At 57.8% G+C, this 25,197-nt stretch carries 27 protein-coding genes, 2 tRNA genes and 1 pseudogene; 23 read left to right on the top strand and 7 right to left on the bottom strand.

From position 1 onward, the window contains the following. The first annotated feature begins 130 nt into the window (after positions 1-130). The 16 genes and pseudogenes from aspS (at position 131) to nadA (ending at position 13,318) form a co-directional block, all read left to right on the top strand. On the top strand, positions 131-1,906 hold the full coding sequence (aspS, locus tag Q8O69_RS02505) for an aspartate--tRNA ligase (RefSeq protein WP_305589325.1): 1,776 nt from the start codon (positions 131-133) through the stop codon (positions 1,904-1,906). Positions 1,907-1,996: 90 nt separating this feature from the next. Further along, positions 1,997-2,746 carry a YebC/PmpR family DNA-binding transcriptional regulator gene (locus Q8O69_RS02500; protein ID WP_305589323.1) on the top strand — a complete coding sequence of 250 codons (750 nt, stop codon included), beginning with the start codon at positions 1,997-1,999 and terminating at the stop codon, positions 2,744-2,746. Positions 2,747-2,981: 235 nt separating this feature from the next. Continuing rightward, positions 2,982-3,506, top strand: a complete 525-nt coding sequence (ruvC, locus tag Q8O69_RS02495; RefSeq protein WP_275963519.1) for a crossover junction endodeoxyribonuclease RuvC — start codon at positions 2,982-2,984, stop codon at positions 3,504-3,506. 23 nt (positions 3,507-3,529) lie between these two features. Next, entirely contained in the window at positions 3,530-4,135 is a 606-nt protein-coding gene (gene ruvA / locus Q8O69_RS02490) for a Holliday junction branch migration protein RuvA (RefSeq protein WP_305589321.1), read from the top strand. After that, complete coding sequence (gene ruvB / locus Q8O69_RS02485; protein ID WP_305589319.1) at positions 4,135-5,187, top strand: Holliday junction branch migration DNA helicase RuvB; 1,053 nt, start codon at positions 4,135-4,137, stop codon at positions 5,185-5,187. Before ruvA ends, ruvB begins: the two co-directional genes overlap by 1 nt. Positions 5,188-5,239: 52 nt before the next feature. After that, positions 5,240-5,714 (top strand): annotated as a pseudogene (ybgC, locus tag Q8O69_RS02480) (tol-pal system-associated acyl-CoA thioesterase). Next, positions 5,695-6,390 carry a protein TolQ gene (tolQ, locus tag Q8O69_RS02475; protein ID WP_304870633.1) on the top strand — a complete coding sequence of 232 codons (696 nt, stop codon included), beginning with the start codon at positions 5,695-5,697 and terminating at the stop codon, positions 6,388-6,390. Before ybgC ends, tolQ begins: the two are co-directional and overlap by 20 nt. Before the next feature lie 33 nt (positions 6,391-6,423). Beyond that, the gene (gene tolR, locus Q8O69_RS02470; RefSeq protein ID WP_275963522.1) at positions 6,424-6,876 is read left to right on the top strand and encodes a protein TolR; all 453 of its coding nucleotides are present in this window, start codon (positions 6,424-6,426) and stop codon (positions 6,874-6,876) included. Continuing rightward, positions 6,876-7,826, top strand: coding sequence for a cell envelope integrity protein TolA (gene tolA / locus Q8O69_RS02465; protein ID WP_275963523.1), 951 nt, complete (start codon positions 6,876-6,878; stop codon positions 7,824-7,826). Before tolR ends, tolA begins: the two co-directional genes overlap by 1 nt. Continuing rightward, positions 7,823-9,121: a Tol-Pal system beta propeller repeat protein TolB gene (tolB, locus tag Q8O69_RS02460; RefSeq protein ID WP_275963524.1), complete on the top strand. Its 1,299-nt coding sequence runs from the start codon at positions 7,823-7,825 to the stop codon at positions 9,119-9,121. The genes tolA and tolB overlap by 4 nt, the downstream gene beginning before the upstream one ends. Before the next feature lie 68 nt (positions 9,122-9,189). Beyond that, positions 9,190-9,687, top strand: coding sequence for a peptidoglycan-associated lipoprotein Pal (gene pal / locus Q8O69_RS02455; protein ID WP_304870625.1), 498 nt, complete (start codon positions 9,190-9,192; stop codon positions 9,685-9,687). 6 nt (positions 9,688-9,693) lie between these two features. Continuing rightward, a complete protein-coding gene (gene ybgF, locus Q8O69_RS02450) occupies positions 9,694-10,515 on the top strand; it encodes a tol-pal system protein YbgF (protein ID WP_305589318.1) in 822 nt (273 codons plus the stop codon). Positions 10,516-10,632: 117 nt separating this feature from the next. Continuing rightward, complete coding sequence (gene queE / locus Q8O69_RS02445) at positions 10,633-11,280, top strand: 7-carboxy-7-deazaguanine synthase QueE (RefSeq protein ID WP_305589316.1); 648 nt, start codon at positions 10,633-10,635, stop codon at positions 11,278-11,280. A gap of 1 nt (position 11,281) precedes the next feature. Continuing rightward, positions 11,282-11,956 carry a 7-cyano-7-deazaguanine synthase QueC gene (gene queC / locus Q8O69_RS02440; protein ID WP_275963528.1) on the top strand — a complete coding sequence of 225 codons (675 nt, stop codon included), beginning with the start codon at positions 11,282-11,284 and terminating at the stop codon, positions 11,954-11,956. Between the two features lie 57 nt (positions 11,957-12,013). Next, positions 12,014-12,089 (top strand) — tRNA-Lys (locus Q8O69_RS02435). 170 nt (positions 12,090-12,259) lie between these two features. Beyond that, entirely contained in the window at positions 12,260-13,318 is a 1,059-nt protein-coding gene (gene nadA, locus Q8O69_RS02430) for a quinolinate synthase NadA (RefSeq protein ID WP_305589315.1), read from the top strand. Positions 13,319-13,487: 169 nt separating this feature from the next. On the opposite strand, the gene Q8O69_RS02425 is transcribed toward nadA, so the two are convergent. Continuing rightward, a complete protein-coding gene (locus tag Q8O69_RS02425; RefSeq protein WP_305589314.1) occupies positions 13,488-14,921 on the bottom strand; it encodes a M48 family metalloprotease in 1,434 nt (477 codons plus the stop codon). 106 nt (positions 14,922-15,027) lie between these two features. Between Q8O69_RS02425 and Q8O69_RS02420 the strand changes: the two genes are divergently transcribed. Continuing rightward, positions 15,028-15,279: a sulfurtransferase TusA family protein gene (locus tag Q8O69_RS02420; protein WP_275963531.1), complete on the top strand. Its 252-nt coding sequence runs from the start codon at positions 15,028-15,030 to the stop codon at positions 15,277-15,279. Between the two features lie 67 nt (positions 15,280-15,346). Next, entirely contained in the window at positions 15,347-16,411 is a 1,065-nt protein-coding gene (locus tag Q8O69_RS02415) for an AI-2E family transporter (RefSeq protein ID WP_305589313.1), read from the top strand. 52 nt (positions 16,412-16,463) lie between these two features. Here the strand turns inward: Q8O69_RS02415 and Q8O69_RS02410 are convergent, their stop codons facing one another. Together Q8O69_RS02410 and Q8O69_RS02405 are read right to left on the bottom strand one after the other, a co-directional pair. Then, positions 16,464-16,937 carry a peroxiredoxin gene (locus Q8O69_RS02410; RefSeq protein WP_275963533.1) on the bottom strand — a complete coding sequence of 158 codons (474 nt, stop codon included), beginning with the start codon at positions 16,935-16,937 and terminating at the stop codon, positions 16,464-16,466. Between the two features lie 9 nt (positions 16,938-16,946). Then, positions 16,947-17,504: a glycine cleavage system protein R gene (locus Q8O69_RS02405; RefSeq protein WP_275963534.1), complete on the bottom strand. Its 558-nt coding sequence runs from the start codon at positions 17,502-17,504 to the stop codon at positions 16,947-16,949. Between the two features lie 234 nt (positions 17,505-17,738). Here Q8O69_RS02405 and dapA point away from each other — a divergent pair, with 234 nt between their 5' ends. The 3 genes from dapA to Q8O69_RS02390 all read left to right on the top strand — a co-directional run bounded on the left by dapA (position 17,739) and on the right by Q8O69_RS02390 (position 20,710). Then, positions 17,739-18,617, top strand: coding sequence for a 4-hydroxy-tetrahydrodipicolinate synthase (gene dapA, locus Q8O69_RS02400; protein ID WP_275963535.1), 879 nt, complete (start codon positions 17,739-17,741; stop codon positions 18,615-18,617). Between the two features lie 17 nt (positions 18,618-18,634). Further along, positions 18,635-19,753, top strand: coding sequence for an outer membrane protein assembly factor BamC (gene bamC, locus Q8O69_RS02395; protein WP_305589312.1), 1,119 nt, complete (start codon positions 18,635-18,637; stop codon positions 19,751-19,753). Between the two features lie 87 nt (positions 19,754-19,840). Next, positions 19,841-20,710 carry a phosphoribosylaminoimidazolesuccinocarboxamide synthase gene (locus Q8O69_RS02390; RefSeq protein WP_305589311.1) on the top strand — a complete coding sequence of 290 codons (870 nt, stop codon included), beginning with the start codon at positions 19,841-19,843 and terminating at the stop codon, positions 20,708-20,710. 158 nt (positions 20,711-20,868) lie between these two features. On the opposite strand, the gene Q8O69_RS02385 is transcribed toward Q8O69_RS02390, so the two are convergent. Both Q8O69_RS02385 and Q8O69_RS02380 read right to left on the bottom strand, forming a co-directional pair. Next, a tRNA-Ser gene (locus Q8O69_RS02385) sits at positions 20,869-20,958 on the bottom strand. Between the two features lie 152 nt (positions 20,959-21,110). Then, positions 21,111-21,254, bottom strand: coding sequence for a hypothetical protein (locus tag Q8O69_RS02380; RefSeq protein WP_371136033.1), 144 nt, complete (start codon positions 21,252-21,254; stop codon positions 21,111-21,113). Positions 21,255-21,347: 93 nt separating this feature from the next. On the opposite strand from Q8O69_RS02380, the gene Q8O69_RS02375 reads away from it, so the two are divergent. After that, positions 21,348-22,097, top strand: coding sequence for a hypothetical protein (locus Q8O69_RS02375; RefSeq protein WP_305589309.1), 750 nt, complete (start codon positions 21,348-21,350; stop codon positions 22,095-22,097). A gap of 26 nt (positions 22,098-22,123) precedes the next feature. On the opposite strand, the gene Q8O69_RS02370 is transcribed toward Q8O69_RS02375, so the two are convergent. Then, a complete protein-coding gene (locus Q8O69_RS02370; RefSeq protein WP_305589307.1) occupies positions 22,124-23,284 on the bottom strand; it encodes a hypothetical protein in 1,161 nt (386 codons plus the stop codon). A gap of 305 nt (positions 23,285-23,589) precedes the next feature. Between Q8O69_RS02370 and Q8O69_RS02365 the strand changes: the two genes are divergently transcribed. Continuing rightward, positions 23,590-24,570 (top strand): IS5-like element IS1384 family transposase, encoded by a 981-nt coding sequence (locus Q8O69_RS02365; protein WP_010466230.1) that lies wholly within the window; start codon positions 23,590-23,592, stop codon positions 24,568-24,570. A gap of 134 nt (positions 24,571-24,704) precedes the next feature. On the opposite strand, the gene Q8O69_RS02360 is transcribed toward Q8O69_RS02365, so the two are convergent. Next, positions 24,705-25,088, bottom strand: a complete 384-nt coding sequence (locus Q8O69_RS02360; protein WP_305589305.1) for a DUF2384 domain-containing protein — start codon at positions 25,086-25,088, stop codon at positions 24,705-24,707. Positions 25,089-25,197: the final 109 nt, after the last annotated feature.

The following is a 25,197-nucleotide window of genomic DNA, read 5'->3' as shown; positions in this document are numbered from 1 at the left end:
ATCGTTTCGCGCCCCTTAAAGGCAGCACAATTGCGGAAAATGGCGCCTGCGCCAGCCGGTTATCCGGCCAACGAGCGTCGCAGTCACTGCGGCCCAACGAATTCAAGACTCAAGAGAAGCGACTACCACCATGATGCGCAGCCATTATTGCGGCCAACTGAACGAGAGCCTGGACGGCCAGGAAGTCACCCTTTGCGGTTGGGTACATCGCCGTCGTGACCATGGCGGGGTGATTTTCCTCGACATTCGTGACCGTGAAGGTCTGGCCCAGGTGGTATTCGACCCGGATCGTGCGGCGACCTTCGCCACTGCCGACAAGGTGCGCAGTGAGTACGTGGTCAAGATCACCGGTAAGGTGCGTCTGCGTCCGGCCGGTGCTGGCAACGCCAACATGGCATCCGGCGCTATCGAAGTGCTGGGCTATGAACTGGAAGTGCTGAACGAAGCGGAAACCCCGCCGTTCCCGCTCAACGAATACACCGACGTCGGCGAAGAAACCCGTCTGCGCTACCGCTTTATCGACCTACGCCGCCCGGAAATGGCGGCCAAGCTGAAACTGCGTTCGAGCATCACCAGCAGCATCCGTCGTTACCTGGATGACAACGGCTTCCTCGATGTGGAAACGCCGATCCTCACTCGTGCCACCCCAGAGGGCGCGCGTGACTACCTGGTGCCGAGCCGCACCCACGCCGGCAGCTTCTTCGCCCTGCCGCAGTCGCCGCAGCTGTTCAAGCAACTGCTGATGGTCGCCGGCTTCGACCGTTACTACCAGATCGCCAAGTGTTTCCGCGACGAAGACCTGCGTGCCGACCGTCAGCCGGAATTCACTCAGATCGACATCGAAACCAGTTTTCTCGATGAAGCCGACATCATGGCCATCACCGAGAAGATGATTCGCCAGCTGTTCAAGGAAGTGCTCAACGTCGAGTTCGGCGAGCTGCCGCACATGACCCTGGCCGAAGCCATGCGCCGCTTTGGTTCCGACAAGCCGGACCTGCGCAACCCGCTGGAACTGGTGGACGTGGCCGATCAGCTGCAAACGGTCGACTTCAAGGTGTTCAGCGGCCCGGCCAACGATCCAAAGTGCCGCGTGACCGCGCTACGCGTACCGGGCGGGGCGAGCATGCCGCGCAGCAAGATCGACGAATACACCAAGTTCGTTGGTATCTACGGCGCCAAGGGCCTGGCCTATATCAAGGTCAACGAGCGTGCCAATGGTGCCGAAGGCCTGCAGTCGCCGATCGTCAAGAACATCCCGCTGGATAACATCAATGTGATCCTTGATCGCGTCGGTGCGGTCGATGGCGACATCGTGTTCTTCGGCGCCGACAAGGCCAAGATCGTCAGCGAAGCCCTGGGCGCGCTGCGCATCAAGCTGGGTCATGACCTCAATCTGCTGACCTGCGAGTGGGCGCCGCTGTGGGTCGTCGACTTCCCGATGTTCGAAGAGAACGACGACGGCAGCCTGACCGCCATGCACCACCCGTTCACTGCGCCAAAATGCAGCCCGGCCGAGCTGGAGGCCAATCCGGCGGCCGCACTGTCGCGTGCCTATGACATGGTTCTGAACGGCACCGAGCTGGGTGGCGGTTCGATTCGTATCCACGACAAGTCGATGCAGCAGACCGTATTCCGCGTACTGGGTATCAGTGAAGACGAGCAGCAGGAGAAGTTCGGCTTCCTCCTCGATGCCCTGAAGTTCGGTGCGCCGCCTCACGGTGGCCTGGCCTTCGGTCTGGATCGCCTGGTGATGCTAATGACCGGCGCGCAGTCGATTCGTGAAGTGATCGCCTTCCCGAAAACCCAGAGCGCGGCCTGCGTGATGACTCAGGCGCCTGGGCTGGTGGATAACAAGGCGCTGCGCGAATTGCATATTCGCCTGCGCGAGCAGCCCAAGGCTGAATAAGCCTCAGTGATGACAAGGAGCCTGGATTTTCCAGGCTTCTTGGTTATATGGGTGCGACAAAATCTGATTTGACGAATTACGGAGTGAGTTATGGCTGGTCATTCCAAGTGGGCCAACATCAAGCACCGCAAAGGGCGTCAGGACGCCAAACGCGGCAAGATTTTCACCAAGATCATTCGTGAGCTGACGGTGGCAGCCAAGCACGGCGGTCCGATCCCTGCGGACAACCCGCGTCTGCGTCTGGCGGTGGACAAGGCGCTGACTGCCAATATGTCCCGCGATGTAATTGACCGCGCCGTTGCCCGTGGTGCCGGCAATAACGAAGCCGATAACGTTGTTGAGCTGAGTTACGAAGGTTACGCGCTGGGTGGTGTGGCGATTATCGTCGAGGCCATGACCGACAACCGCAACCGCACCGCGGCCGAAGTGCGGCATGCCTTTACCAAGTGCGGTGGCAACCTGGGCACCGATGGTTCGGTGGCCTATATGTTCGAGCGCAAGGGTCAGCTCAGCTTCGCCCCAGGCGTTAGCGAAGATGCCCTGATGGAGGCGGCGCTGGAAGCCGGGGCCGATGACGTGGAAATGGCTGAGGATGGCTCGGCGCTGGTGTCGACCAGCTTTGCCGATTTTCATGGGGTCAACGAGGCGCTTAGCGCGGCCGGTTTCAAGGCCGATGAGGCGGAAATCGCCATGATCCCATCGATCAGTGCGCCGGTTACTGATCTGGAAACCGCGCAAAAGGTCATTAAGTTGATCGATATGCTCGAAGACCTCGACGATGTGCAGGAGGTCTACCACAACGCCGAAATTCCTGACGAGATCATGGAGCAGCTTGGCTGAGTGTCGGTTACCAATGAAAAGCCGGAGGTCTTCAGGTGTATGCCTGAGCACTTCCGGCTTTTTTATAGGCGGCTAACCAGTGGGCTGTCACGATGCGCTATTAAAAGTGGCTCCTGGTCATTTTTAATAGCACCGGCCTGGGTGACGCCGAAGTGGGCTGGCCCTATACTCGCCAACTGGATAAATAGACAGTGTGTCGGTCAAGTTGGCGGGCGCCTTGAGTGGGTGGTAGGGCATGACCTTGATTCTCGGCATCGACCCCGGCTCGCGCATCACCGGTTACGGCGTGGTGCGTGATACCGGGCGCAATTGCGAATATGTCGCCTCCGGCTGCATTCGCACGGGCAATGGTTCGATGCCGGAGCGTCTGCAGGTCGTGTTTCGCGGCGTGCGTGAGGTGATCGAAACCTACGGGCCGGTGACCATGGGCATCGAGCAGGTGTTTATGGCGCGCAATCCGGATTCCGCGCTCAAGCTTGGCCAGGCGCGCGGCGTGGCCATTGTCGCGGGGATCGAAGCGGGGCTGGATATCGCCGAATACACCGCGACCCAGGTCAAGCAGGCGATTGCCGGCAGCGGCGGGGCGGATAAGGAGCAAGTGCAGCTGATGGTCATGCACCTGCTCAAACTGGTGCAGAAGCCACAGATCGACGCATCGGACGCCCTGGCCATCGCCCTGTGCCATGCCCATCACCGGCAGAGTCTGATTCCCCATGGTCTGGTCGGCGCCAAGCGGCGCGCGGGTCGCCTTCGTTTGTAACGTAATTTTTAAGGAAAGCAGCGGTGATCGGACGTTTGCGCGGCACCCTGGCGGAAAAGCAGCCGCCCCATGTGATTGTTGACATAAATGGTTTGGGTTATGAGCTGGAAGTGCCCATGACCACCCTGTACCGTTTGCCCTCGGTGGGTGAGCCGTTGACCCTGCACACCCATCTGGTGGTGCGTGAGGATGCGCATCTGCTCTATGGTTTTTTCGAGAAGCGCGAGCGTGAGCTGTTTCGTGAGCTGATTCGCCTCAATGGTGTCGGCCCGAAACTGGCTCTGGCCTTGATGTCCGGCCTTGAAGTCGATGAGTTGGTGCGTTGTGTGCAGGCGCAAGATACCTCGGTGCTGGTGAAGATTCCGGGTGTTGGCAAGAAAACCGCCGAGCGCCTGCTGGTTGAGCTGAAGGATCGCTTCAAAGCCTGGGAAACCGTGCCCGGCATGTCGCACCTAGTGGTGGAACCTCGCGGCGGCAGTGCAGTCTCAAGCGCGGAGAATGATGCGGTCAGTGCACTTATTTCGCTCGGCTACAAACCCCAGGAAGCCAGTCGCGCCGTCTCAGCTATTAAGGAAGACGGTTTGAGCAGTGAAGATATGATTCGTCGAGCCCTGAAGGGAATGGTCTAGTGCTAGAAGCTGATCGCCTGATTACCGCAGCCCCGCGTGACCGTGATGAGCAGGTTGACCGCGCCATTCGTCCGCTGAAACTGGCCGAATACATCGGCCAGCCGAGCGTGCGCGAGCAGATGGAGCTGTTTATCCAGGCGGCCCGTGGGCGCAGCGAAGCGCTCGATCACACCCTGATCTTCGGTCCACCCGGTCTGGGCAAGACCACCCTGGCCAATATCATCGCTCAGGAAATGAATGTTTCGATCAAGAGCACCTCGGGCCCCGTGCTGGAGCGGCCGGGTGATCTGGCGGCGCTGCTGACCAATCTTGAGCCGGGCGATGTGCTGTTTATCGATGAGATTCATCGCCTGTCGCCGATTGTCGAGGAAGTGTTGTACCCGGCAATGGAAGATTTTCAGCTCGACATCATGATCGGTGAAGGCCCGGCCGCGCGCTCTATCAAGCTCGATCTGCCGCCCTTTACCCTGGTCGGTGCGACCACTCGGGCTGGCATGCTGACCAATCCACTGCGCGACCGTTTTGGCATTGTTCAGCGCCTGGAGTTCTACAACACCGAAGATCTGGCGACTATCGTCATGCGCTCTGCGGGGATTCTCGGCTTGTCGATCGAGCCCCATGGCGCCTTCGAGATTGCCCGCCGCGCCCGCGGTACGCCGCGTATCGCCAATCGTTTGCTGCGCCGTGTGCGCGACTTTGCCGAAGTGCGTGCGCAGGGCGATATCACCCGCGAAATCGCCGACCTGGCTTTGAACCTACTGGATGTTGATGAGCGTGGCTTCGACCACCAGGACCGGCGTCTACTGCTGACCATGATCGAGAAGTTCGACGGTGGCCCGGTGGGTGTTGATAACCTGGCCGCAGCCATCAGTGAAGAGCGCCACACCATTGAGGATGTGCTGGAACCCTATCTGATTCAGCAGGGCTATATCATGCGCACCCCGCGCGGCCGCGTGGTCACCCGGCATGCTTATTTGCACTTTGGCCTGAATGTGCCCAAGCGCATGGGTGAGATGCCCACGGCTGACTTGTTTGTGAGTGACGATGATTAACAAAAAATACTTGTCGAAGACGATTGGCAAGATCAGGAGCTGGCACTAGAGTATGCGCGCGCAAAACGGAGTTACGCCGTTCACCCATCGTTGTCGGGTTTATTTCGAAGACACCGATGCAGGCGGCATCGTCTACTACGTCAATTACCTCAAATTTATGGAACGGGCTCGCACCGAGTGCCTGCGTGATCTGGGTTTTCTCCAGTCGACGTTGGCCGAGGAGGGCCTGTTGTTCGTTGTGCATTCGGCTGAAGCGCGCTACCACGCGCCCGCCAAGCTCGACGACGAATTGCTGGTAAGCGCTGAAGTAATTGAATTAAACCGTGCCAGCCTGCGTTTTCGTCAACAGGTCAGGCGGGCAACGGATGATGCGCTGCTTTGTGAAGGGCAGTTTATGGTGGCCTGTGTGCGCGCCGACAATTTGAAACCCCGGGCCATTCCCCAAGCTCTGCACACGGCCTTTGCCGGGCAGGGCGGCGCGGGTACATCTAGAGCAGGAGAGTAAGCGTGGAAGCCAACGCCGTTGACCACATGTCCATGTGGAGTCTGATCAGCAACGCCAGCCTGGTGGTGCAACTGGTAATGCTGACGTTGGTGGCCGCTTCGGTCACTTCGTGGGTCATGATTTTTCAGCGCACCGCGCTGCTGCGTGCAGCCAAGCGTGCCCTGGATAACTTCGAGGAACGCTTCTGGTCGGGTATCGACCTGTCCAAGCTGTACCGCCAGGCGGGCAGCAACCCGGACCCAGATTCCGGTCTGGAGCAGATCTTCCGCGCTGGTTTCAAAGAGTTCTCGCGTCTGCGTCAGCAGTCCGGTGTTGATCCGGATGCGGTGATGGATGCTGTGGCTCGTGCCATGCGTGTGGCCATCTCACGTGAAGAAGAGAAACTCGAGCAGAGCCTGCCGTTCCTCGCCACTGTCGGTTCGACCAGCCCGTATATCGGCCTGTTCGGTACCGTATGGGGCATCATGAACTCCTTCCGCGGCCTGGCCCAGGTGCAGCAAGCGACCCTGGCCACCGTAGCGCCGGGTATTGCCGAAGCACTGATCGCCACTGCCATCGGCCTGTTTGCTGCCATTCCTGCGGTAATCGCCTACAACCGCTTTGCCGCCCGCGGCGAAATGCTGATTGGCCGTTACTACACCTTCGCCGATGAGTTCCAGGCGATTCTGCACCGCAAAGTCCACACCAGCGACGACTAAGCCTTAGGCACTCTTTACGAAAGGTTTTAAGCCATGGCCAGAATTCGCAACAGACGCAAGCCCGTCGCCGAGATGAACGTGGTGCCTTACATCGATGTGATGTTGGTACTGCTGGTGATCTTTATGGTGACCGCGCCCATGCTCAATCAAGGGGTCAAGGTCGATCTGCCGCAAGTCAGCAGTGAGGTCTTGCCGCAGGACAATAACGCCCAGGTGCTGACCATTTCGATCAAGGCCGACAAGACCTATTTCTGGAATATGGGCACCGAAGTCGATGTCGATACCGTGCAGGACAAGGCGCTGACCCTGGAAGAAATGACCCGCGCAGTGACTGCGATCATCAGCCAGAGCCGGGCAACCGGTAAGCAGGTGCAGGTGTTTGTACGCGGCGACAAGACCGTTGACTACGGCACCATCATGGCGGCCATGGGTGGCTTGCAGCAGGCTGACGTGGGTAACGTCGGGCTGATTACCGAGGCCCCCTGATGCACTACCAGCGCGAGCGTTCGCCCTCGGAAAGTCTGTTCTGGCCTGTGGTCTGGGCTGTGGGGCTGCACGTCATCATGTTTGCCATGTTGTTCGTCAGCTTCGCCTTTGCTCCGGAGCTACCGCCGGCCAAGCCTGTGGTGCAGGCGACCCTGTACAAGCTGCAATCGCAGAGCCAAGCCACCACCCAGACCAATCAGAAAATCGCTGGCGAAACCAAGAAAACCACGGCGCCGGTGTATGAAACCGAGCAGCTTGAGCAGAAAAAGGCCGAGCAGGAAAAAGTAGCGGCCAAGGCCGCGGAACAAAAGAAAGCCCAAGAGGCTCAGAAAGCGGAAGCTGCGAAGAAAGCCGAGGCCGATAAGAAGGCCGCCGAGCAGAAGAAGCTCGCCGATGTAGCCAAAAAACAAGCGGCGGATGAGGCGGCCAAGAAAAAAGCTGCTGAAGACGCCAAGAAAAAAGCCGCAGAAGAGGCGAAAAAGAAAGCCGCCGCCGAAGCTGCGAAGAAAAAAGCTGCCGATGATGCCAAAAAGAAAGCAACTGAGGCGGCTCAGCGTAAAGCGGTAGAAGACAAGAAGGCTGCTGCACTGGCCGAGCTGTTGTCCGAGGATGTCGGTCGTCAGCAGGCAATCGCCGATACCGTCGGTGATCAGGTGGCCGGTAGCCTGGATGATCTGATTGTTATGCTGGTCAGCCAGCAGTGGCGGCGCCCGCCATCGGCGCGTAATGGCATGAGCGTAGAAGTACTGATCGAAATGCTGCCTGATGGCACCATAACCAATGCCAGCGTGACGCGCTCCAGTGGCGACTCGCCATTTGATAACTCGGCCGTGCAAGCGGTGCGTAACGTTGGACGTATTGCTGAAATGCAGCAACTGGACCGTGCCACTTTTGATCGCCTATACCGGCAGCGTCGCGCTGTCTTCAAACCGGAGGATTTAGGTCTGTGAATACCCTGATGCGTATTGTTCTGCTCGGTCTGGCCATGCTGGTCGGCACCGTTCAGGCCGCTGATCCGCTGGTGATCAGCAGTGGTACTGATCGCGCCACCCCCATCGCCGTAGTGCCGTTTGGCTGGCAGGGTGGCAGCGTGTTGCCCGAGGACATGGCTGAAATCATCGGCAATGACCTACGCAACTCCGGTGTGTTCGAGCCGATCCCTCGGCAGAACATGATCAGCTTGCCGACCCAGGCGACTGAAGTGATCTACCGCGACTGGCAGGCTCTGGGCGCGCAATACGTGCTGGTCGGCAGCATTGTGCCGAGCGCCGGGCGTCTGCAGATCCAGTTCGCCTTGTTTAACGTCACCACTCAGCAGCAGGTCATGACCGGCAGCGTGGGTGGCGGTGTCGATCAGTTGCGTGACATGGCACACCATATCGCCGATCAGTCGTTTGAAAAGCTTACCGGTGTGAAGGGTGCGTTCTCCACCCGCATGCTCTACGTGACTGCCGAGCGTTTTGCGGTCAACAACACCCGTTACACCCTGCAGCGCTCCGACTATGACGGCGCTCGTGCGGTGACTTTGCTCCAGTCGCGTGAGCCGATTCTGTCGCCGTCGTTTGCTCCAGATGGTCGTCGCATTGCTTACGTTTCGTTCGAGCAGAAGCGTCCGCGCATCTTTGTGCAGCATATCGATACCGGTCGCCGCGAGCAGATCACCAACTTTGAAGGCCTGAATGGCGCGCCAGCCTGGTCGCCGGACGGCAATCGTCTGGCATTCGTGCTGTCGCGTGACGGCAACCCAGAAATCTATGTGATGGACATGGGCACTCGCCAGCTGCGCCGGGTAACTAACCAGCCATCGATCGATACCGAACCGTTCTGGGGTAAGGACGGTCAGACCCTGTACTTCACCTCGGACCGTTCCGGTAAGCCGCAAATCTACAAAACCAACATCAATGGTGGTTCGGCAGAACGTGTGACCTTTATCGGAAACTACAACGCCAACCCGAAACTATCTGCTGATGAGAAGACCCTGGTGATGATTCACCGCCAGGATGGTTACACCGTGTTCAAAGTGGCGGCCCAAGACCTGCAGCGTGGTAATTTGCGGATACTTTCAGATACCAGTCTGGACGAGTCGCCTACTGTCGCGCCTAACGGCACCATGGTAATCTACGCCACCCGCCAGCAGGGCCGGGGAGTCTTGGTATTAGCGTCCACCAATGGTCGCGTGAGGCTCCCTCTTCCTACCGCTCAAGGCGAAGTTCGAGAGCCTTCTTGGTCCCCTTACCTGAACTGATGCGGCGCTACACCTTTTTGCTGTCTGAAATACTGCTTAACACACTGGGGTTCATTAGGAGTTACATGATGGAAATGCTGAAATTTGGTAAGTTTGCTGCCCTGAGCCTGGCTCTGGCCGTTGCAGTTGGTTGCTCCTCGAAAGGCGGCGACGCTGCTGGCGAAGGCGCTACCGATCCTAACGCTGGTTACGGTGCCAACACTGGCGCTGTTGATGGCAGCCTGAGCGAAGAAGCTGCTCTGCGCGCTATCACCACCTTCTACTTCGAATACGACAGCTCCGACCTGAAGCCAGAGGCCATGCGCGCTCTGGACGTGCACGCCCGTGACCTGCAAGGCAACGGCGCTCGCGTAGTTCTGGAAGGCCACGCTGACGAGCGCGGTACTCGTGAATACAACATGGCTCTGGGCGAGCGTCGCGCCAAAGCTGTGCAGCGTTACCTGGTACTGCAGGGCGTTTCCCCGGCTCAACTGGAACTGGTTTCCTACGGTGAAGAGCGTGCAATCGCCACTGGCAACGACGAGTCCTCGTGGGCTCAAAACCGTCGCGTCGAACTGCGTAAGTAATTCGATATGCGTACGTGCCGCCGTGCTTTAACCGTTTTGGCGCTCAGCCTGCCGCTTGCGGCGTGGGCTGAGGTTCCCGTGGTGGATAACAATGCCGGTTACGGCAGCAGTTACCCGCCTGCTGGTTATGGTACGTCCGGCACCTACGCCGGGACAGGGGCTGCGGCCCCTGTCTCGGCGCAGGGCATGCTGTTCAACCAGTTGCAGCAGATGCAGGAAGAGATCGCGCAGCTGCGCGGTACGCTGGAAGAACAACAGAATGAGATTCAACGTCTGAAGCAAGAAAGCCTGGAGCGTTATCAGGATCTTGATCGGCGTGTAAGTGGTGGTGCGGCAGGTGCTGCGACCAACCAGAATTCTTCAGCTGCTGGCGCGATCAATGCCAGCGGTACACCGACTCCGCCAGCGGCGGGGCAGGCGCAAACTCCGGCCAGCAATGAGCCGGCTGATCCTGCAAAGGAAAAGCTGTTCTACGAAGCTGCCTTTGACTTGATCAAAGCCAAGGACTTCGACAAAGCCAGCCAGGCGTTTGCCGCCTTCTTGCGCAAATACCCGAACAGTCAGTACGCCGGTAACGCGCAATACTGGCTGGGCGAGGTGAATTTGGCCAAGGGTGATCTACAAGGCGCGGGCCAGGCATTTGCACGGGTCAGTCAGACCTATCCAAGCCACGCCAAGGTGCCGGACTCGCTGTTCAAGCTGGCTGATGTCGAGCAGCGTCTGGGTAATAGCGACAAGGCCAAAGGTATTCTGCAGCAGGTTATTGTGCAGTACCCGGGCAGTTCAGCTGCTCAGTTGGCGCAGCGTGATTTGCAGCGTTTGCCGTAAAAGCTGAACTTCGAATCAAGAAACCCGCGCTTTGCGCGGGTTTTTTCGTTAGAATCCGCCCCCCTTTTCCCGCAACGGAGGCGGACGGCCTGTTTAGCTGTCACGCCCGTGGCTGATATGCAAGATACCCTGCGAATTACCGAGATTTTCTACTCGCTGCAGGGCGAGACGCGCACCGCCGGCTTGCCGACTGTGTTCGTTCGCCTGACCGGCTGCCCTCTGCGTTGCCAATACTGCGACACCGCCTATGCCTTCAGTGGTGGCGAGATCATGTCGCTGGACGCCATTTTCGAGCAGGTCGCCGGCTACAAGCCGCGCTATATCTGTGTGACCGGCGGTGAGCCGTTGGCCCAGCCCAATTGCATTCCTTTGCTCAAGCGTCTGTGTGATGCCGGCTATGAAGTGTCGCTGGAAACCAGTGGCGCGTTGGATGTATCGGCGGTCGACCCGCGGGTGAGCAAAGTGCTCGACCTGAAAACCCCAGGCTCGGCCGAAGTGGCGCGCAATCGCTACGAGAACATCGATCTGCTGACGGCCAATGATCAGGTCAAGTTCGTTATCTGTTCGCGCGAGGATTACGACTGGGCGGTGAGCAAACTGATCCAGTACCGCCTGGATCAGCGCGTTAGCGAAGTGCTGATGTCGCCCAGTCATCATGAGCTGGAAGCACGCTCGCTGGCCGAGTGGATCATTGCCGACAATCTGCCAGTACGCCTGCAAATGCAGTTGCACAAGATTCTCTGGAATGATGAGCCGGGACATTGATATGAGCGATAAGAAAGCGGTAATCCTGCTGTCAGGTGGTTTGGATTCGGCCACCGTGGTGGCGTTGGCCAAGGCCGATGGCTACAGCTGCTACACCATGAGTTTCGATTACGGTCAGCGTCACCGCTCCGAATTGCAAGCGGCCGAGCAAGTGGCGCGGCAACTGGGTGTGGTCGAGCACAAGGTGATCGGCCTTAATCTCAATGGCATGGGCGGCTCGGCGCTGACTGATTCCAGTATCGAGGTGCCGGAAAGTCCTAGCGAAGGCATTCCGGTGACTTACGTGCCAGCCCGCAATACGGTGTTCCTGTCCCTCGCGCTGGGTTGGGCTGAGGTGCTGGGTGCGCGAGATATTTTTATCGGCGTCAACGCGGTGGATTATTCCGGTTACCCGGATTGCCGTCCGGAGTTTATTGAGGCCTTTGAGCGCATGGCCAATCTGGCTACCAAGGCCGGTGTAGAAGGGCAGGGCTTTCGCATTCAGGCTCCGCTGCAGGCCATGAGCAAGGCCGAGATCGTCCAGGCAGGCGTTCAGCAGGGCGTTGATTACGCGCTGACTGTCTCCTGCTATCAGGCTGATGATGAGGGGCGCGCCTGCGGAAAATGCGACAGCTGCCGTCTGCGCGCGGCGGGTTTTGCTACCGCTGGGCTGGTAGATCCCACTCGTTATTTCTAAAAAGTTTTCGCGAAGAGTTGAATTTCTGAATTAAATCAGTATCATGCGCCTCGCGTCGGGTCGTTAGCTCAGTTGGTAGAGCAGTTGGCTTTTAACCAATTGGTCGTAGGTTCGAATCCCACACGACCCACCATATTTCCTTCCTCGGAAGGTCAAGAAGCCTGAAAGTTCTGATTAAAGGAATTTTCGGGCTTTTTTGTATCTGTAACTTTTACCGCCTGTACGTGGTTGCAAGCTGCCTGCGCCGGCGCTGTGCAGGCGGGTATACTCGCTGCACTGAAAGCATATTCAGAGCCTGATGACATGACCCAGATTTCCGAACGCCTGCTGGTGCAAGCCCACCTCGATGCCAAGCAGCCCAAGCCGTTGACGCCTGAGCAAGAGGCTTTTTACCGCGCTGAAATCGCTGCCGAGCTGAAAAAGCAGAACGCCGTGCTGGTGGCGCACTATTACTGCGACCCGGTGCTGCAGGCGCTGGCCGAGGAAACCGGCGGCTGCGTTTCCGACTCGCTGGAAATGGCCCGTTTCGGCAATCAGCATCCGGCGCAGACCGTGCTGGTGGCTGGCGTAAAATTTATGGGCGAAACGGCGAAAATTCTTAATCCGGAAAAGCGCGTGCTGATGCCGACGCTCGAAGCGACCTGCTCGCTCGATCTGGGTTGCCCGGTGGAAGAGTTCTCAGCGTTCTGCGATCAGCATCCGCAACGCACGGTGGTGGTGTATGCCAATACCTCGGCGGCGGTGAAGGCGCGCGCCGATTGGGTGGTGACCTCCAGTTGTGCGGTGGAAATCGTCGAGCACCTGATGGACAACGGCGAAAGCATAATCTGGGCGCCGGACCAGCATCTGGGTCGTTATATCCAGAATAAAACCGGCGCGGACATGCTGCTGTGGGACGGTGCCTGCATCGTCCACGAAGAGTTCAAAGCCAAGCAGCTGGAAGACATGAAAGCGCTGTATCCGGATGCCGCCGTGCTGGTTCACCCCGAGTCGCCGACCGCAGTGATCGATCTGGCCGATGCAGTGGGTTCTACCAGCCAGCTGATCGCTGCTGCGCAGCGTCTGCCAAACAAGACCTTTATCGTCGCCACCGACGCCGGCATCTTCTACAAGATGCAGCAGCTGTGTCCGGACAAGGAGTTTGTCGCCGCCCCAACCGCCGGTAACGGCGCGACTTGCCGCAGCTGCGCGCATTGCCCATGGATGGCAATGAATACCCTGCAGCGCACCCTGGAGTGCCTGCGCGAGGGCAGTAACGAGATATTCGTCGACCCAGCATTGATCCCCAAAGCGATCAAGCCGCTCAAGCGCATGCTCGATTTCACCCAGGCGGCGCGGCTCAAGTTGAGTGGCAACGCCTAGCCCCAACGCCCTATGAGGGAGAGAGGAGCAGCCCACGCATCTATTGCGCCACCCGCAAAAGCGGCCGTTGCTGAACGGTAGCCCGAACAAGCGCAGCGCAGTCCGGGGCGCGGTTCTGTCTGCGCGATGTTTCCCGGATTGCGCCAGGGCTTATACGGGCTACGTAGGGCTAGCGCAGCATCTGCTCGATGATGCGTTTTTCTTCCATCAGCTCGCGCTGCCTGGCGTCGATGCGTGAGGCCAGTTGGAAGTTGTTGCTGGCGCGGCGTTTGGCGAAGTCGAGTTGTTCCAGGGCCTGGTTGTAGTCGCCGACCAGGGCGAAGAATTCGCCACGGGCTTGGTGCAAGCCGATGGTGTTGCCGCTCAGGCCGCGTACTTCAGCCACCTGGTACCAGACGTCCGGGTCCTTGCCGCGGCTTTTCAGCATATCGTCGAGGGCGCGCTCGGCTTCCTGAATGCGACTCTGCTTCATCAGTAGGTCGATATGTGCCTGGTTGACCGGGTAGTTGTTCGGGTAGAGGGTCAGCAGCCGGGTAATCCGGCTTTGCGCGTCGCTCAGGCGATTGGCGGCCATGTCCAGTTCAACTTGCGCCAGGTTGTAGGCCACATCGTTGGGGGAGTTCGCCAGCAGCGGTTGCAGGGACTCGCGGGCCTCCTTGTGCTGGCCGCTTTTGATCTGGGCAATCGCCAGGCCGTAGCGGGCGGCTTCCAGCTGTGGGTTTTCGTCGAGCATGTTGCGAAAACGCTTGGCGGCGACCCCTGGGGTTTCTTCATAGGTCAGCTGCACGCGTGCGCGCATCAGCTGGTAGCGCACGCTGTCGGTGATGCCTGTGGCTTTGTACTGTTCGGCACGGTTGCGGGTGTCGGCGATGCGCGACTCCGACACCGGGTGAGTGAGAAGGAATTCCGGCGGCTTGCGGTCGTAGCGGTATTGGCGCATCAGGCGCTCGAACATGCTGGGCATGGCGCGTGGGTCGAAGCCGGCTTTTTCCAGGTTGACCAGGCCGATTCGGTCGGCTTCCTGCTCGTTCTGCCGAGAGAAGCGTCGCTGCTCCTGCATGGCCGCGGCCTGGGTCGAAGCGATGGCGGCGATGCCTAAGTCGCCAGCGCCGGCAGCCGCCGCGACGATACCAGCGAGCAGGCCGGCCATGACCGGGATCTGCATGCGCTGCTGGGCTTCCAGGCCGCGGGCAAAGTGGCGTTGCGACAAGTGCGCCAGTTCGTGAGCCATGACCGAGGCGTATTCGGCTTCAGTCTGCGCATAGAGAAACAGGCCGCCGTTGACCCCGACAATCCCGCCGGGTGCGGCGAAGGCGTTGATCTGCGGGCTGTTGAGCAGGACGAACTCCAGGCGGCGATCCTGCAGCTGGCTGGTTTCGCTCAGGCGATAGACGCTGGTTTCGACGAAGTCCTTGAGCTGTGGATCGTCGAGCTGGCTGACCTGGCCGCGTACCAGGCTTAGCCAGGCGCGGCCCAGTTGGTGTTCTTGCTGCGGGGAAACGATGGCGGAACTGGCATCGCCAAGGGAGGGCAGGTCACTGGCCATGGCGGGGGCTGCCAGCAGGCAGGCCAGCGTCAACAGGGTAGGGCGCAGAAGGCTCATGCACAAAGCTCGTGTCGAACAAAGGCGCTACTGTAGCTGGCTGGCGGCTGTGCTGGCCAGGGTTGTGCGGCCTTGGGTATCCTTGCGGCCTTCCTGGAGTGGCTCAATGACTGATATGCAATGGCGTGCCGAGGACTTCGACGCGCAACTGGACGCCTGCGGGCTGAACTGCCCGCTACCTTTACTCAAGGCCAAGCTGGAGCTAAATCGTCTGGCCAGTGGTGCTGTGCTCAAGATTGAGGCCACCGATGCTGGTTCGCAGCGGGATTTCCGTGCCTTCGCCAGCCTGGCGGGGCATAGTCTGCTGCGTGAAGAGGTCGATAATGGCGTGTACCGTTATTGGCTGCGCAAGGCTTAGGGTTTGCTGTGACAAGTGCGGATTATGAGGCAGCCTATTAAAGGCGCTGCCCAAGTAAGGAGTCACGATGTTCAAGGTGTTTCAGGATTGGTTGCATCGCTATTTTTCTGATGAGCAGGCGGTGGTGCTCGCGGTGCTGTTGGTGCTTGGTTTTGCTGCGATTCTGAATCTGGGCGGCATGCTGGCTCCGGTGCTGACGGGCCTGGTGCTGGCGTTTTTGATGCAGGGTCTGGTGAATGCCTTTGAGCGCCTGCGCTTACCGCAGGTGGTGGCGGTGTGGCTGGTGTTCACCCTGTTTCTAAGCATGCTGGGGTTGTTTCTGCTGGTGTTGATGCCGCTGCTCTGGCAGCAGTTGAGCACCTTGTTCAATGAGCTGCCGCGCATGTTGGGGGAATGGCAGTCGCTGTTTCTGCTGCTACCGGAGCGTTACCCAACGCTGATTACCGATGTGCAGGTGCTGCAGCTGATTGAGGGCGTGCGTGGTGAGGTCGGCAAGTTCGGCCAGTGGGCGCTGTCGTTTTCCTTATCGAGCTTGCCGATGCTGGTCAGCATCATGATCTACCTGGTACTGGTGCCAATTCTGGTGTTCTTCTTTCTCAAGGATCGGGAGCTGATCGGCGCCTGGTTTCGCGGTTATCTGCCGCGTGAGCGTGCCCTGATCACCCAGGTAGCCGAGGAGATGAACAAGCAGATCGCCAACTACATCCGTGGCAAGGTGATCGAAATCATCATTTGCGGCGTGGTGACCTACATCGCCTTTGTTGCCTTGGGGCTTAACTATGCGGCGCTGCTGGCCTTGTTTGTCGGCCTGTCGGTGGTGGTGCCGTATATCGGCGCGGTGGTGGTGACAGTGCCGGTGGCGCTGATCGGGCTGTTCCAGTGGGGCTTTGGTGATCAGTTCATCTACCTGATGGTGGTTTACGGGATCATTCAGGCGCTGGATGGCAACGTCCTGGTTCCGCTGCTGTTCTCCGAGGCGGTCAATCTGCATCCGGTGGCGATCATCTGCGCCGTGCTGCTGTTTGGCGGCATGTGGGGCTTCTGGGGGGTGTTCTTCGCCATCCCGCTGGCCACGCTGTTCAAGGCGGTGATCGACGCCTGGCCGCGCAGCGAGCAGGCTGCGGCGGATTAATCTGCAGGCAATAAAAAGCCGGTCAATTGACCGGCTTTTTATTGCGCGCGATTCAGGCTTTATTCAGTGCCTGGGCTGCGGCCAGTACGGCATCAACATGCCCTGGCACTTTCACGCCGCGCCATTCCTGGCGCAGTACGCCTGCTTTATCGATCAGGAAGGTGCTGCGGTCCACGCCCAGGTATTCCTTGCCGTAGAGCTTCTTCAGCTTGATCACATCGAACAGCTGGCAGACGGCTTCATCCTTGTCGGAGATCAGTTCGAAGGGGAACTCCTGCTTGCACTTGAAGTTCTCGTGGGATTTCAGGCTGTCGCGCGACACACCGAAGATCAGCGTGTTGGCCGCCTGAAACGCCGGGTATTGATCACGAAAACCCTGACCCTCGGTGGTACAGCCCGGGGTGCTGTCCTTCGGGTAGAAGTAGATCACCACTTGCTGGCCCTTGAGTGCGGACAGCTGAACGGTCTGGCCGCTGGTGGCCTGGGCCTGGAAGTCTGCAACCGGGGTGTCGAGTGCTACGGCCATAAAAACTCCTTATGGATTTTGTGGGCGCCAAGGCTCAATCAGCGCATCCAGGTTCAACGCATCGGCAAAGTCGAGAAACTGATCGCGCAACCAGCTGATCTGCGTACCGGCTGGCAGAGTCACGGTCAGGGTAGCGTTGAGCATGGTGCCGCCAGTCTGCGGGGCCTGGTAGGTGTCGCAGGTGAGGTTTTCCAGCTCGACGTGATGGTCGAGAAAGAACTGGCACAGCTCATTGAGGATGTCCGGGCGGTAGGCCGAGCTGACATAGGCCACATAAGGCAGCGCCTGTGGGCGGCTTTCCGAGGCGGCGCTGCGAATCACATTGACCGAGAAGCTGTGCTTCTTCGCCAGCGCCGGCAGGCTCGACTCCAGGCGCGCCAGGGCATCCCAGCTGCCGGATATCTGCAACACCAGTGCGCTGTACTCGCCATGCCGACTCAGGCGGGTGCTGACCACGGCGCAACGGTTCTCGTGACTGGTGCGGCAGAGCACATTGGTCAGCTCCATGGCGTTGGGGCCAAGGGCACTGATAAGCAGGAATTGTTCGCGAACTAGGGGGGTGGACATGCAGCCTTCCTAAACGATAAGCGGTCGGCCTGCGTACACAGCGCCGATCAAAGCCGGAAGGGTAGCGAAAAGCACCGCTCAGGGGAATGCCGGCGCGGCTGGGTGGTGAGGAATGTGCCGCGTTTGCTCGAGAAAGATTGTATACGCGTTGCATCACAGCCGCGGTACTTCGCTTGTGCAAGGCAGGTGGCCCCAGTACCATTACGGCTCTCTTTTTCCGGCAGGAGCGGTTGCATGATTGCGGGCAGTATGGTGGCACTGGTTACGCCCATGGATGCACAAGGTGGTCTTGATTGGGACAGCCTGAGCAAACTGGTGGATTTCCACCTGCAGGAGGGCACCAATGCCATCGTCGCAGTCGGCACTACCGGCGAGTCGGCGACCCTTGAGGTGCCTGAACACATCGAAGTGATCAAGCGCATCGTCGACCAGGTTGCCGGGCGCATTCCGGTCATCGCCGGTACCGGTGGCAACTCCACCCGTGAATCGGTCGAGCTGACCCGCGCTGCCAAAGACGTCGGCGCCGATGCCTGCCTGCTGGTCACTCCGTATTACAACAAGCCGACCCAAGAAGGCCTGTACCTGCACTTCCGCCACATCGCCGAATCGGTTGCCATCCCGCAGATCCTCTACAACGTGCCAGGCCGTACGGTCTGCGACATGCTGCCGGAGACGGTTGAGCGTCTGGCCAAAATCGACAACATCATCGGTATCAAGGAAGCCACTGGCGACCTGCAGCGCGGCCAGGAAGTACTGGACCGTGTGAGCAAGGACTTCCTGGTCTATTCCGGTGATGATGCCACCGCCGTTGAGCTGATGCTGATGGGCGGCAAGGGCAATATCTCGGTAACCGCCAACGTCGCCCCGCGCGCCATGAGCGATCTGTGCGCGGCGGCCATGCGCGGTGAAGCGGCGATTGCCCGGGCGATCAACGACCGCTTGATGCCGCTGCACAAGGCGCTGTTTATCGAATCCAACCCGATTCCGGTGAAATGGGCTCTGCATGAAATGGGTTTGATGCCAGACGGTATCCGTCTGCCACTGACCTGGCTCAGCCCACGTTGTCATGAACCGCTGCGTCAGGCCCTGCGCCAGTCCGGCGTATTGGTTTAATTGAGGAATTACTACGCATGAAGCGACTCACCGGACTCTCCGCCCTGGCCCTGATCATCGCTGGCACCAGCGGTTGCGGCTGGATCTATGGCGAAAACGGCTATTTCCGTGACCGTGGCAGCGACTACCTCGAAGCCCGTCAAACGGCCACGATGCAAATCCCGCCAAACGTCGACGCCAAGCGCATCGACCCATTGCTGCCCGTGCCGCAGCAGGTCGCCACCACCACCGACACTGGCGAATTTATCGTGCCGCGCCCGCAAGCCCTGGCTGTGGCCGGTGATGCCAGCGAGTTCAGCCTGCAAAAGAGCGGCGAGTCGCGTTGGGTTGTGGCGCAGCGCGTACCGGCTGAAGTCTGGCCTGTGGCGCGTCAGTTCTTTGCCGACAACGGTTTTCAGATTGCAGAAGAGCGTCCGCAAACCGGCGAGTTCAGCACCGCCTGGCAGCGGTTTGATGCCCTGTCCGAGTCCATGGCGCGCCGTCTGAGCAGCCGTGTCTCTGGCGTGAATCCAGATGCCGAAACCCGTGTACGGGTGCGTATCGAGCCAGGCGTGCAGCGCAACACCAGCGAAATCTTCGTGGTCAGTGCCGAGCGTCCAGCCGGCAGCACTGCCGATGTCGCTTTCACCAACCGCAGCAGCAATCCAAGCCTGGATGCTGCACTGCTCGATGAAATGCTCGTGACCCTGGCGCGCAGCGCCGAGCAGGGCGGTTCGGTCTCCCTGCTGGCCGCCCGTGATTACGACGCACCGAATCGCGTCAGCCTGTCTGAAGACGGCAACGGCAACCCGGTGCTGAGCCTGGGGGCTGATTTCGACCGCGCCTGGTCCGGTGTGGGTCGCTCCCTGGAAATGGCTGATGTGCGTATCGACGACATCAACCGCAGCCTGGGCGTGTACTACATCAACCTGGCCGAACGGGCGCAGAAGCCTGATGACAAGCCTGGTTTCTTCGGCAGCGTGTTTGGCAGCGCGCCAAGCAAGGAAGAGATCGACGCCCGCGCCGAGCGTTATCAGGTACGCCTGACCGCCGTTGGCGACAGCGTGCAGGTCACCGTGGAAAAAGACCTCAACACCATTGCCCCGTCCGACGTGGCGCGCAAGGTGCTGGACCTGATCCAGGAAAACCTTGGCTGACAGCAGGTAACTGCTGCACCGGCACTACCAATAGGCGAAACCCGGCGGGTTTCGCCTGTTTTGTTTACCAAAGGCGGAAATTCCGACATGAGCACAGCCACCACCCTGAGCCTGAAGAAAATCTATTCGGGCAAAGTCCGTGATCTATATGAGATCGACGACAAACGCATGCTGATGGTCGCCACCGACCGCCTTTCGGCATTCGACGTGATCCTCAACGAGCCGATCCCGGAAAAGGGCAAGATCCTCACCGCCATCTCCAACTTCTGGTTCGACAAGCTCAAGGACCTGGTGCCCAACCACTTCACCGGCGACAAGGTCGAAGACATCGTCCCGGCCGCCGAACTGCCGCTGGTGGAAGGCCGCGCAGTAGTCGCCAAGCGCCTTAAGCCGGTCGCGGTGGAGGCCATCGTACGTGGCTATATCGTCGGCTCCGGCTGGAAGGAATACCAGAAGAGCGGCACCGTCTGCGGCATCCAACTGCCAGCGGGCCTCAAGGAAGCGGCCAAACTGCCGCAGCCGATCTTCACCCCCTCGACCAAGGCTGCCGTGGGCGACCATGACGAGAACATCAGTTTCGAACAGTGCGAAGCGATCATCGGCGCAGAGCTGGCCGCCAAAGTGCGCGACACCGCCATTGCCCTGTACAGCGCAGCAGTGGAATACGCAGCCACGCGCGGCATCATCATCGCCGACACCAAGTTCGAATTCGGTCTGGATGAAGACGGCACCCTGACCCTGATGGACGAAGCCCTAACGCCAGACTCCAGCCGCTTCTGGCCAGCGGACAGCTATGCAGAAGGCAAGAACCCGCCAAGCTTCGACAAGCAGTTCGTGCGTGACTGGCTGGAATCCACCGGCTGGAACAAAGAGCCGCCGGCCCCAGCAGTGCCCGCCGACGTCGCGCAAAAAACCGCCGACAAATACCGCGAAGCCCTGACGCGCCTGACCGTCTAAACCGCAGCACTAAGCGCGTAAGCGCGACGCAGAGGGGCGCTACGGCGCCCCTTTTTTGTGGCTTTCAAGCGGCAGCGCGCTTTCGGCATTTATTGACCGAGCTGAAACGCAAAAGCCCCTGACTTCGCTAAAAAGTCAGGGGCTTCGGTACTGCGATATGGCGGGAAGATAGGGATTTGAACCCTAGGTGCTATCGCTAACACAACGGATTTCGAATCCGTCCCGTTCGGCCACTCCGGCATCTTCCCGTGGCGGCGCGCATGATAACAGCTGAAGTGCGTTTGGCGAACCCCTGGTTTGAAATTTTTCACATACTTTCAGATGCTTGCGATCAAAGGCGGTGGGTTGGGGGAAAATCTGGCTGGTGCAAGGCTAAACAATCACCGATGAAGGCATGTGCTTATCCACCTTCCGTAGCCGCCTTTATGGCGCAGATGCGGGATGCGCCATAGGTAAGGCCGTTGCGCTCCGCCCAGGATTGGACGGTTTTAACGTCCTGTTGCGGGCCTATCAGCGTTGAGGGTTCCGGCTCTTCCAGTTCCATGTTCGTTCCGTCACTATCCGTGTGGCATTTCCACAATGCATAGAAGAGAACAAATCTACTTTCAGTAACTAGGTGGGCGGCAAGGAAGCATTAATGAACTCAGACTGGGATGATGCGCCGGACTATATACGCAACAACAAGAAGCAATCCCCTTGGCGTACCGTCGTTATCCTGGGCGTTGGCTCAGCGATTACATGGGGATTGATCGCGCTGTTTGCCAAGCCAATCGTGACCGACGTTAACCAGCTTAAACAGGCCATCCGTATTGGCGGTCAGCCGGTTTTCAGCGAGCAGCCAGCCCAAACCTACAGCGAACCCCCGCACTCCATCCAAGAGGCCCCTGCGCATTTCGAGCCCGCCCCACAGGTTGCCCAGCCATCGCCTAGCCAAGCTGATATTGAATGGTCAGAGCAGCAAGCCGCGCTAGCAGTGCAGCGAAGCCAGAACGTATTCAATGACAACAACTACACACCAAAACAGCCGGCCAGCACCTACATACCGCCAACCTACACGCAGGTTGCAGCGGCCAGCACCAGTAACGAAAGAAAGACGAACACCGTAAGGCGAGAGCACACCTCACAGTGGATCAAGAGCTGGAATGGCGGCACGAACTACCTAGCAGAGTGGGTGGCCGTTAATAACTACATCGACAACAGCAGCGTATGCGCCAACCACCGCAAAGGCTCAATCGACTACCGCGAATGCCGCAAAGCCGCCAAACAGCACTACCACGAAGAGTGCAGGGCATGGCGGGCGCGCTACGACAATGATCGACAGGATCATAGTGATCGTATGAAACAGCGCTATTGCTCAGCATCGAGCAATTTTAGCCCGATGGGATGATTTTATTAGAAATTAACTTTGATAGGTCATTTTCCAAATAACACCCAGTTGTTTTTCTTCTGCGCAACGTCGTTAAATGTTTGCGCTGCAGTAGAAAGAACGGTAGCAGTCATGCTAATTGCAGGGATTCCGCCCAAAAGCAAAGATTCAAGAATTGCAGTGGGAATGGAGGAGTATGTAACAAGTCGCATTCCTTTAGTCAGCTCTCCAGAGTACCTTAGGTGTTTTCTTGCTTTCTTTATTTCTAAGAGTATCTCATGGGAGTCTTTTATCTGGCCGTTGGCAAATTTTTGTTGAAAAAGTCTTAGCTGCTCTTGGAATGGTTTAAAGTTTGGGTCTTGCTTCATTGCTAAAGCACTTTTTATTGATTCTGGAATTGGAATTGATAAATCTGCGTCCTCAAAGGCTTGTCTAACCACATGAAAATCAGAGAATAAAGTGTTTGGGTTTGAAGGGTTAGTCTTAGAGTTGAGAGCGTATCGACCGTCAGAAGTTACTTTTCCCGCTGCCGGGGCTCCATGTTCTATGGATAATCTTTTAGCTTCGAAAATTCTTTCAGCCTTAACCATTAAGCCAAATAAGATGGCGTCTACGGAATGTAAAGCTTCCTTGTCTGGAGTGGCGGCCTGGAATTTTTCACAAAAAATATCGGCAATCTCACTTCCTACCATTTGAGAAAAAGCGTGATTTTCAGGGGAAGCATTTAGAGTGAAATATTGATGTGCGTAATCTATGAAATTGGTGATTAATTCGATTCTGGACAGCTTCAGTTCTTTTGCTATTTCACAAAATAGTTGATGTTTTTGTTCTACTGCCCAGGGAACAATAAATTCTTTGCTCTCGACTACAAGCTCCATTCCCTTTGCAAAGGCGGCGGGGTCGCGTATGTCGTACCAGTCTGTGTGTTTGAATATATCGAGGAGGATTTCTGGTTGTTCGCACAGAAGAATATGATTTTCCGCCTCAAGGGCTGGAGATGAAAAACTTAGATGGTCATTTGTTAGTATTGTCTGATCGTAAAGTAAGAATAAAGTCAATGCCTCCTTCTTGTGTCGGGACGACTTGTGCATTCTTAATACTGAGTCGGTTTCTCTGTGCTCTGCCTTAGGGATGGTCAATAGATTTTCTGTGTAGGCCTGCCCAATAAAGCCCTGCCATAGTTTGTCCGTGAGAATTAATTTTTCCATGTTTTTAAATGCTAGTTGTCGATGGTGGCTTGAGATGAGGGAAGATTATCACTCTAGGCAATAAGAAATAAATGTCGAAAAAGTGTCGAAAACGCTGCGGCGAATTGAGCCGAAATGAGCTGGTGAAGCGAGCGGAAGCCCCGTATTAAGTGGGCGGTTGCACGAACTGAAGCGCTCACAAACGGGTTCAAGTCGCTATCTTCCCGTCATATCGAAATACCAAATGCCCTGAAACCGTTAAGGAAACTCTGAAAAAGACTTTCTGATTTGGCAAAATACCGCGACCCCACCCACCGAGTTTCCCGATGAAGCAGATGACCTTCGCCGACGCCGAGTACGCTGGCAAGCGCAAGCAAACCCGCAAGGAGTTGTTCCTGATCGAGATGGATCGGGTGGTGCCGTGGAAGGGCTTGATTGCTTTGATCGAGCCACATTATCCGAAGGGTGAAGGTGGCCGTCCGGCCTACCCGTTGATGGCGATGCTGCGTGTGCATCTGCTGCAGAACTGGTTCGGCTACAGCGATCCAGCGATGGAGGAAGCGCTGTACGAAACCACGATCCTGCGCCAGTTTGCCGGGCTGAACCTGGAGCGCATCCCCGACGAAACCACCATTCTCAACTTCCGCCGCTTGCTGGAGAAACACGAGCTGGCGGCCGGCATCCTCGCTGTCATCAATGGCTATCTGGGCGACCGCGGCCTGTCGCTGCGCCAGGGCACCATCGTCGATGCAACGCTGATCAATGCGCCCAGTTCGACCAAGAACAAGGACGGCAAGCGCGACCCGGAAATGCACCAGACCAAGAAGGGAAACCAGTATTATTTTGGCATGAAGGCCCACATCGGCGCCGATGACGAATCGGGTCTGGTGCACAGCGTAGTGGGCACGGCGGCCAATGTGGCGGATGTCACCCAGGTGGACAAATTGCTGCATGGCGACGAAAACGTGGTCTGCGCCGATGCAGGCTACACCGGTGTCGAAAAGCGGCCCGAGCATGAAGGACGTGAAGTTATCTGGCAGGTGGCGGCACGCCGCAGCACCTACAAAAAACTCGATAAGCGCAGCGTGCTGTACAAAGCCAAGCGCAAGATTGAAAAGGCCAAGGCTCAGGTGCGCGCCAAGGTCGAGCATCCGTTCCGGGTAATCAAGCGCCAGTTCGGTTACACCAAGGTGCGCTTTCGCGGCTTGGCCAAAAACACGGCGCAACTGGTGACACTGTTCGCTCTGTCGAACCTGTGGATGGCGCGCCGACATTTACTGACGAATGCAGGAGAGGTGCGCCTGTAATGCGGGAAATGGCCACCGGAGTGGGGTCCGGGTGGCGAAAACGTAAGAAATACTCGTCGAATTGATTGTTTTTTGATCATTTGGCGAGTTTAAAAGTTGCGCTAGGTGGTATGCCGGGGAAATACATGGCTACTTCAGACCATCCCTAGGTGGCGGCGAACATCTGCAATATCTAGCGTGCGGCTTTTTAGCATATGTTCAAGGGCAGATTTTCCGTGGAGTGGAGCTGCAAAGTTCGGCTGATATAACCATTCATGCGCGTTATTGTTGATGGTGATATGTGAGATCAGCAATGACGTATGAATTCCCATCGAATAAGAGATGCGTTCAAGCAATTCACCGCTTATTGGTCGTTCAGGGTTCTTTTGGTAAGCCTCATAAGTTTTTCGCTGATTCCCCCTAAAAGAATAAGCTGCTGTTCGATTGTGCAACCCCCACATTTTTATCAAATTAAAGAAAAAGCTCAAGGCGACATGAGCTTCGCTGGTGTTAATAATGTCAGTTGTTTGTCTACGCATAGCCGTTTTTCTCGCGACTCAGCGGCGAATATGTATAGGCTGTTTAAGTGTGCTGTGCTTTTATACTTTGCTACGCGTTATCAATTATTATCGATTTACTTGTGTGTCG

The sequence above is a fragment of the Pseudomonas sp. genome, from assembly GCF_030690725.1.
GTDB lineage: Bacteria > Pseudomonadota > Gammaproteobacteria > Pseudomonadales > Pseudomonadaceae > Aquipseudomonas.
The sequence above is the reverse complement of the archived record's forward strand: the minus strand, read 5'-3'. Positions and strand labels throughout refer to the sequence as shown.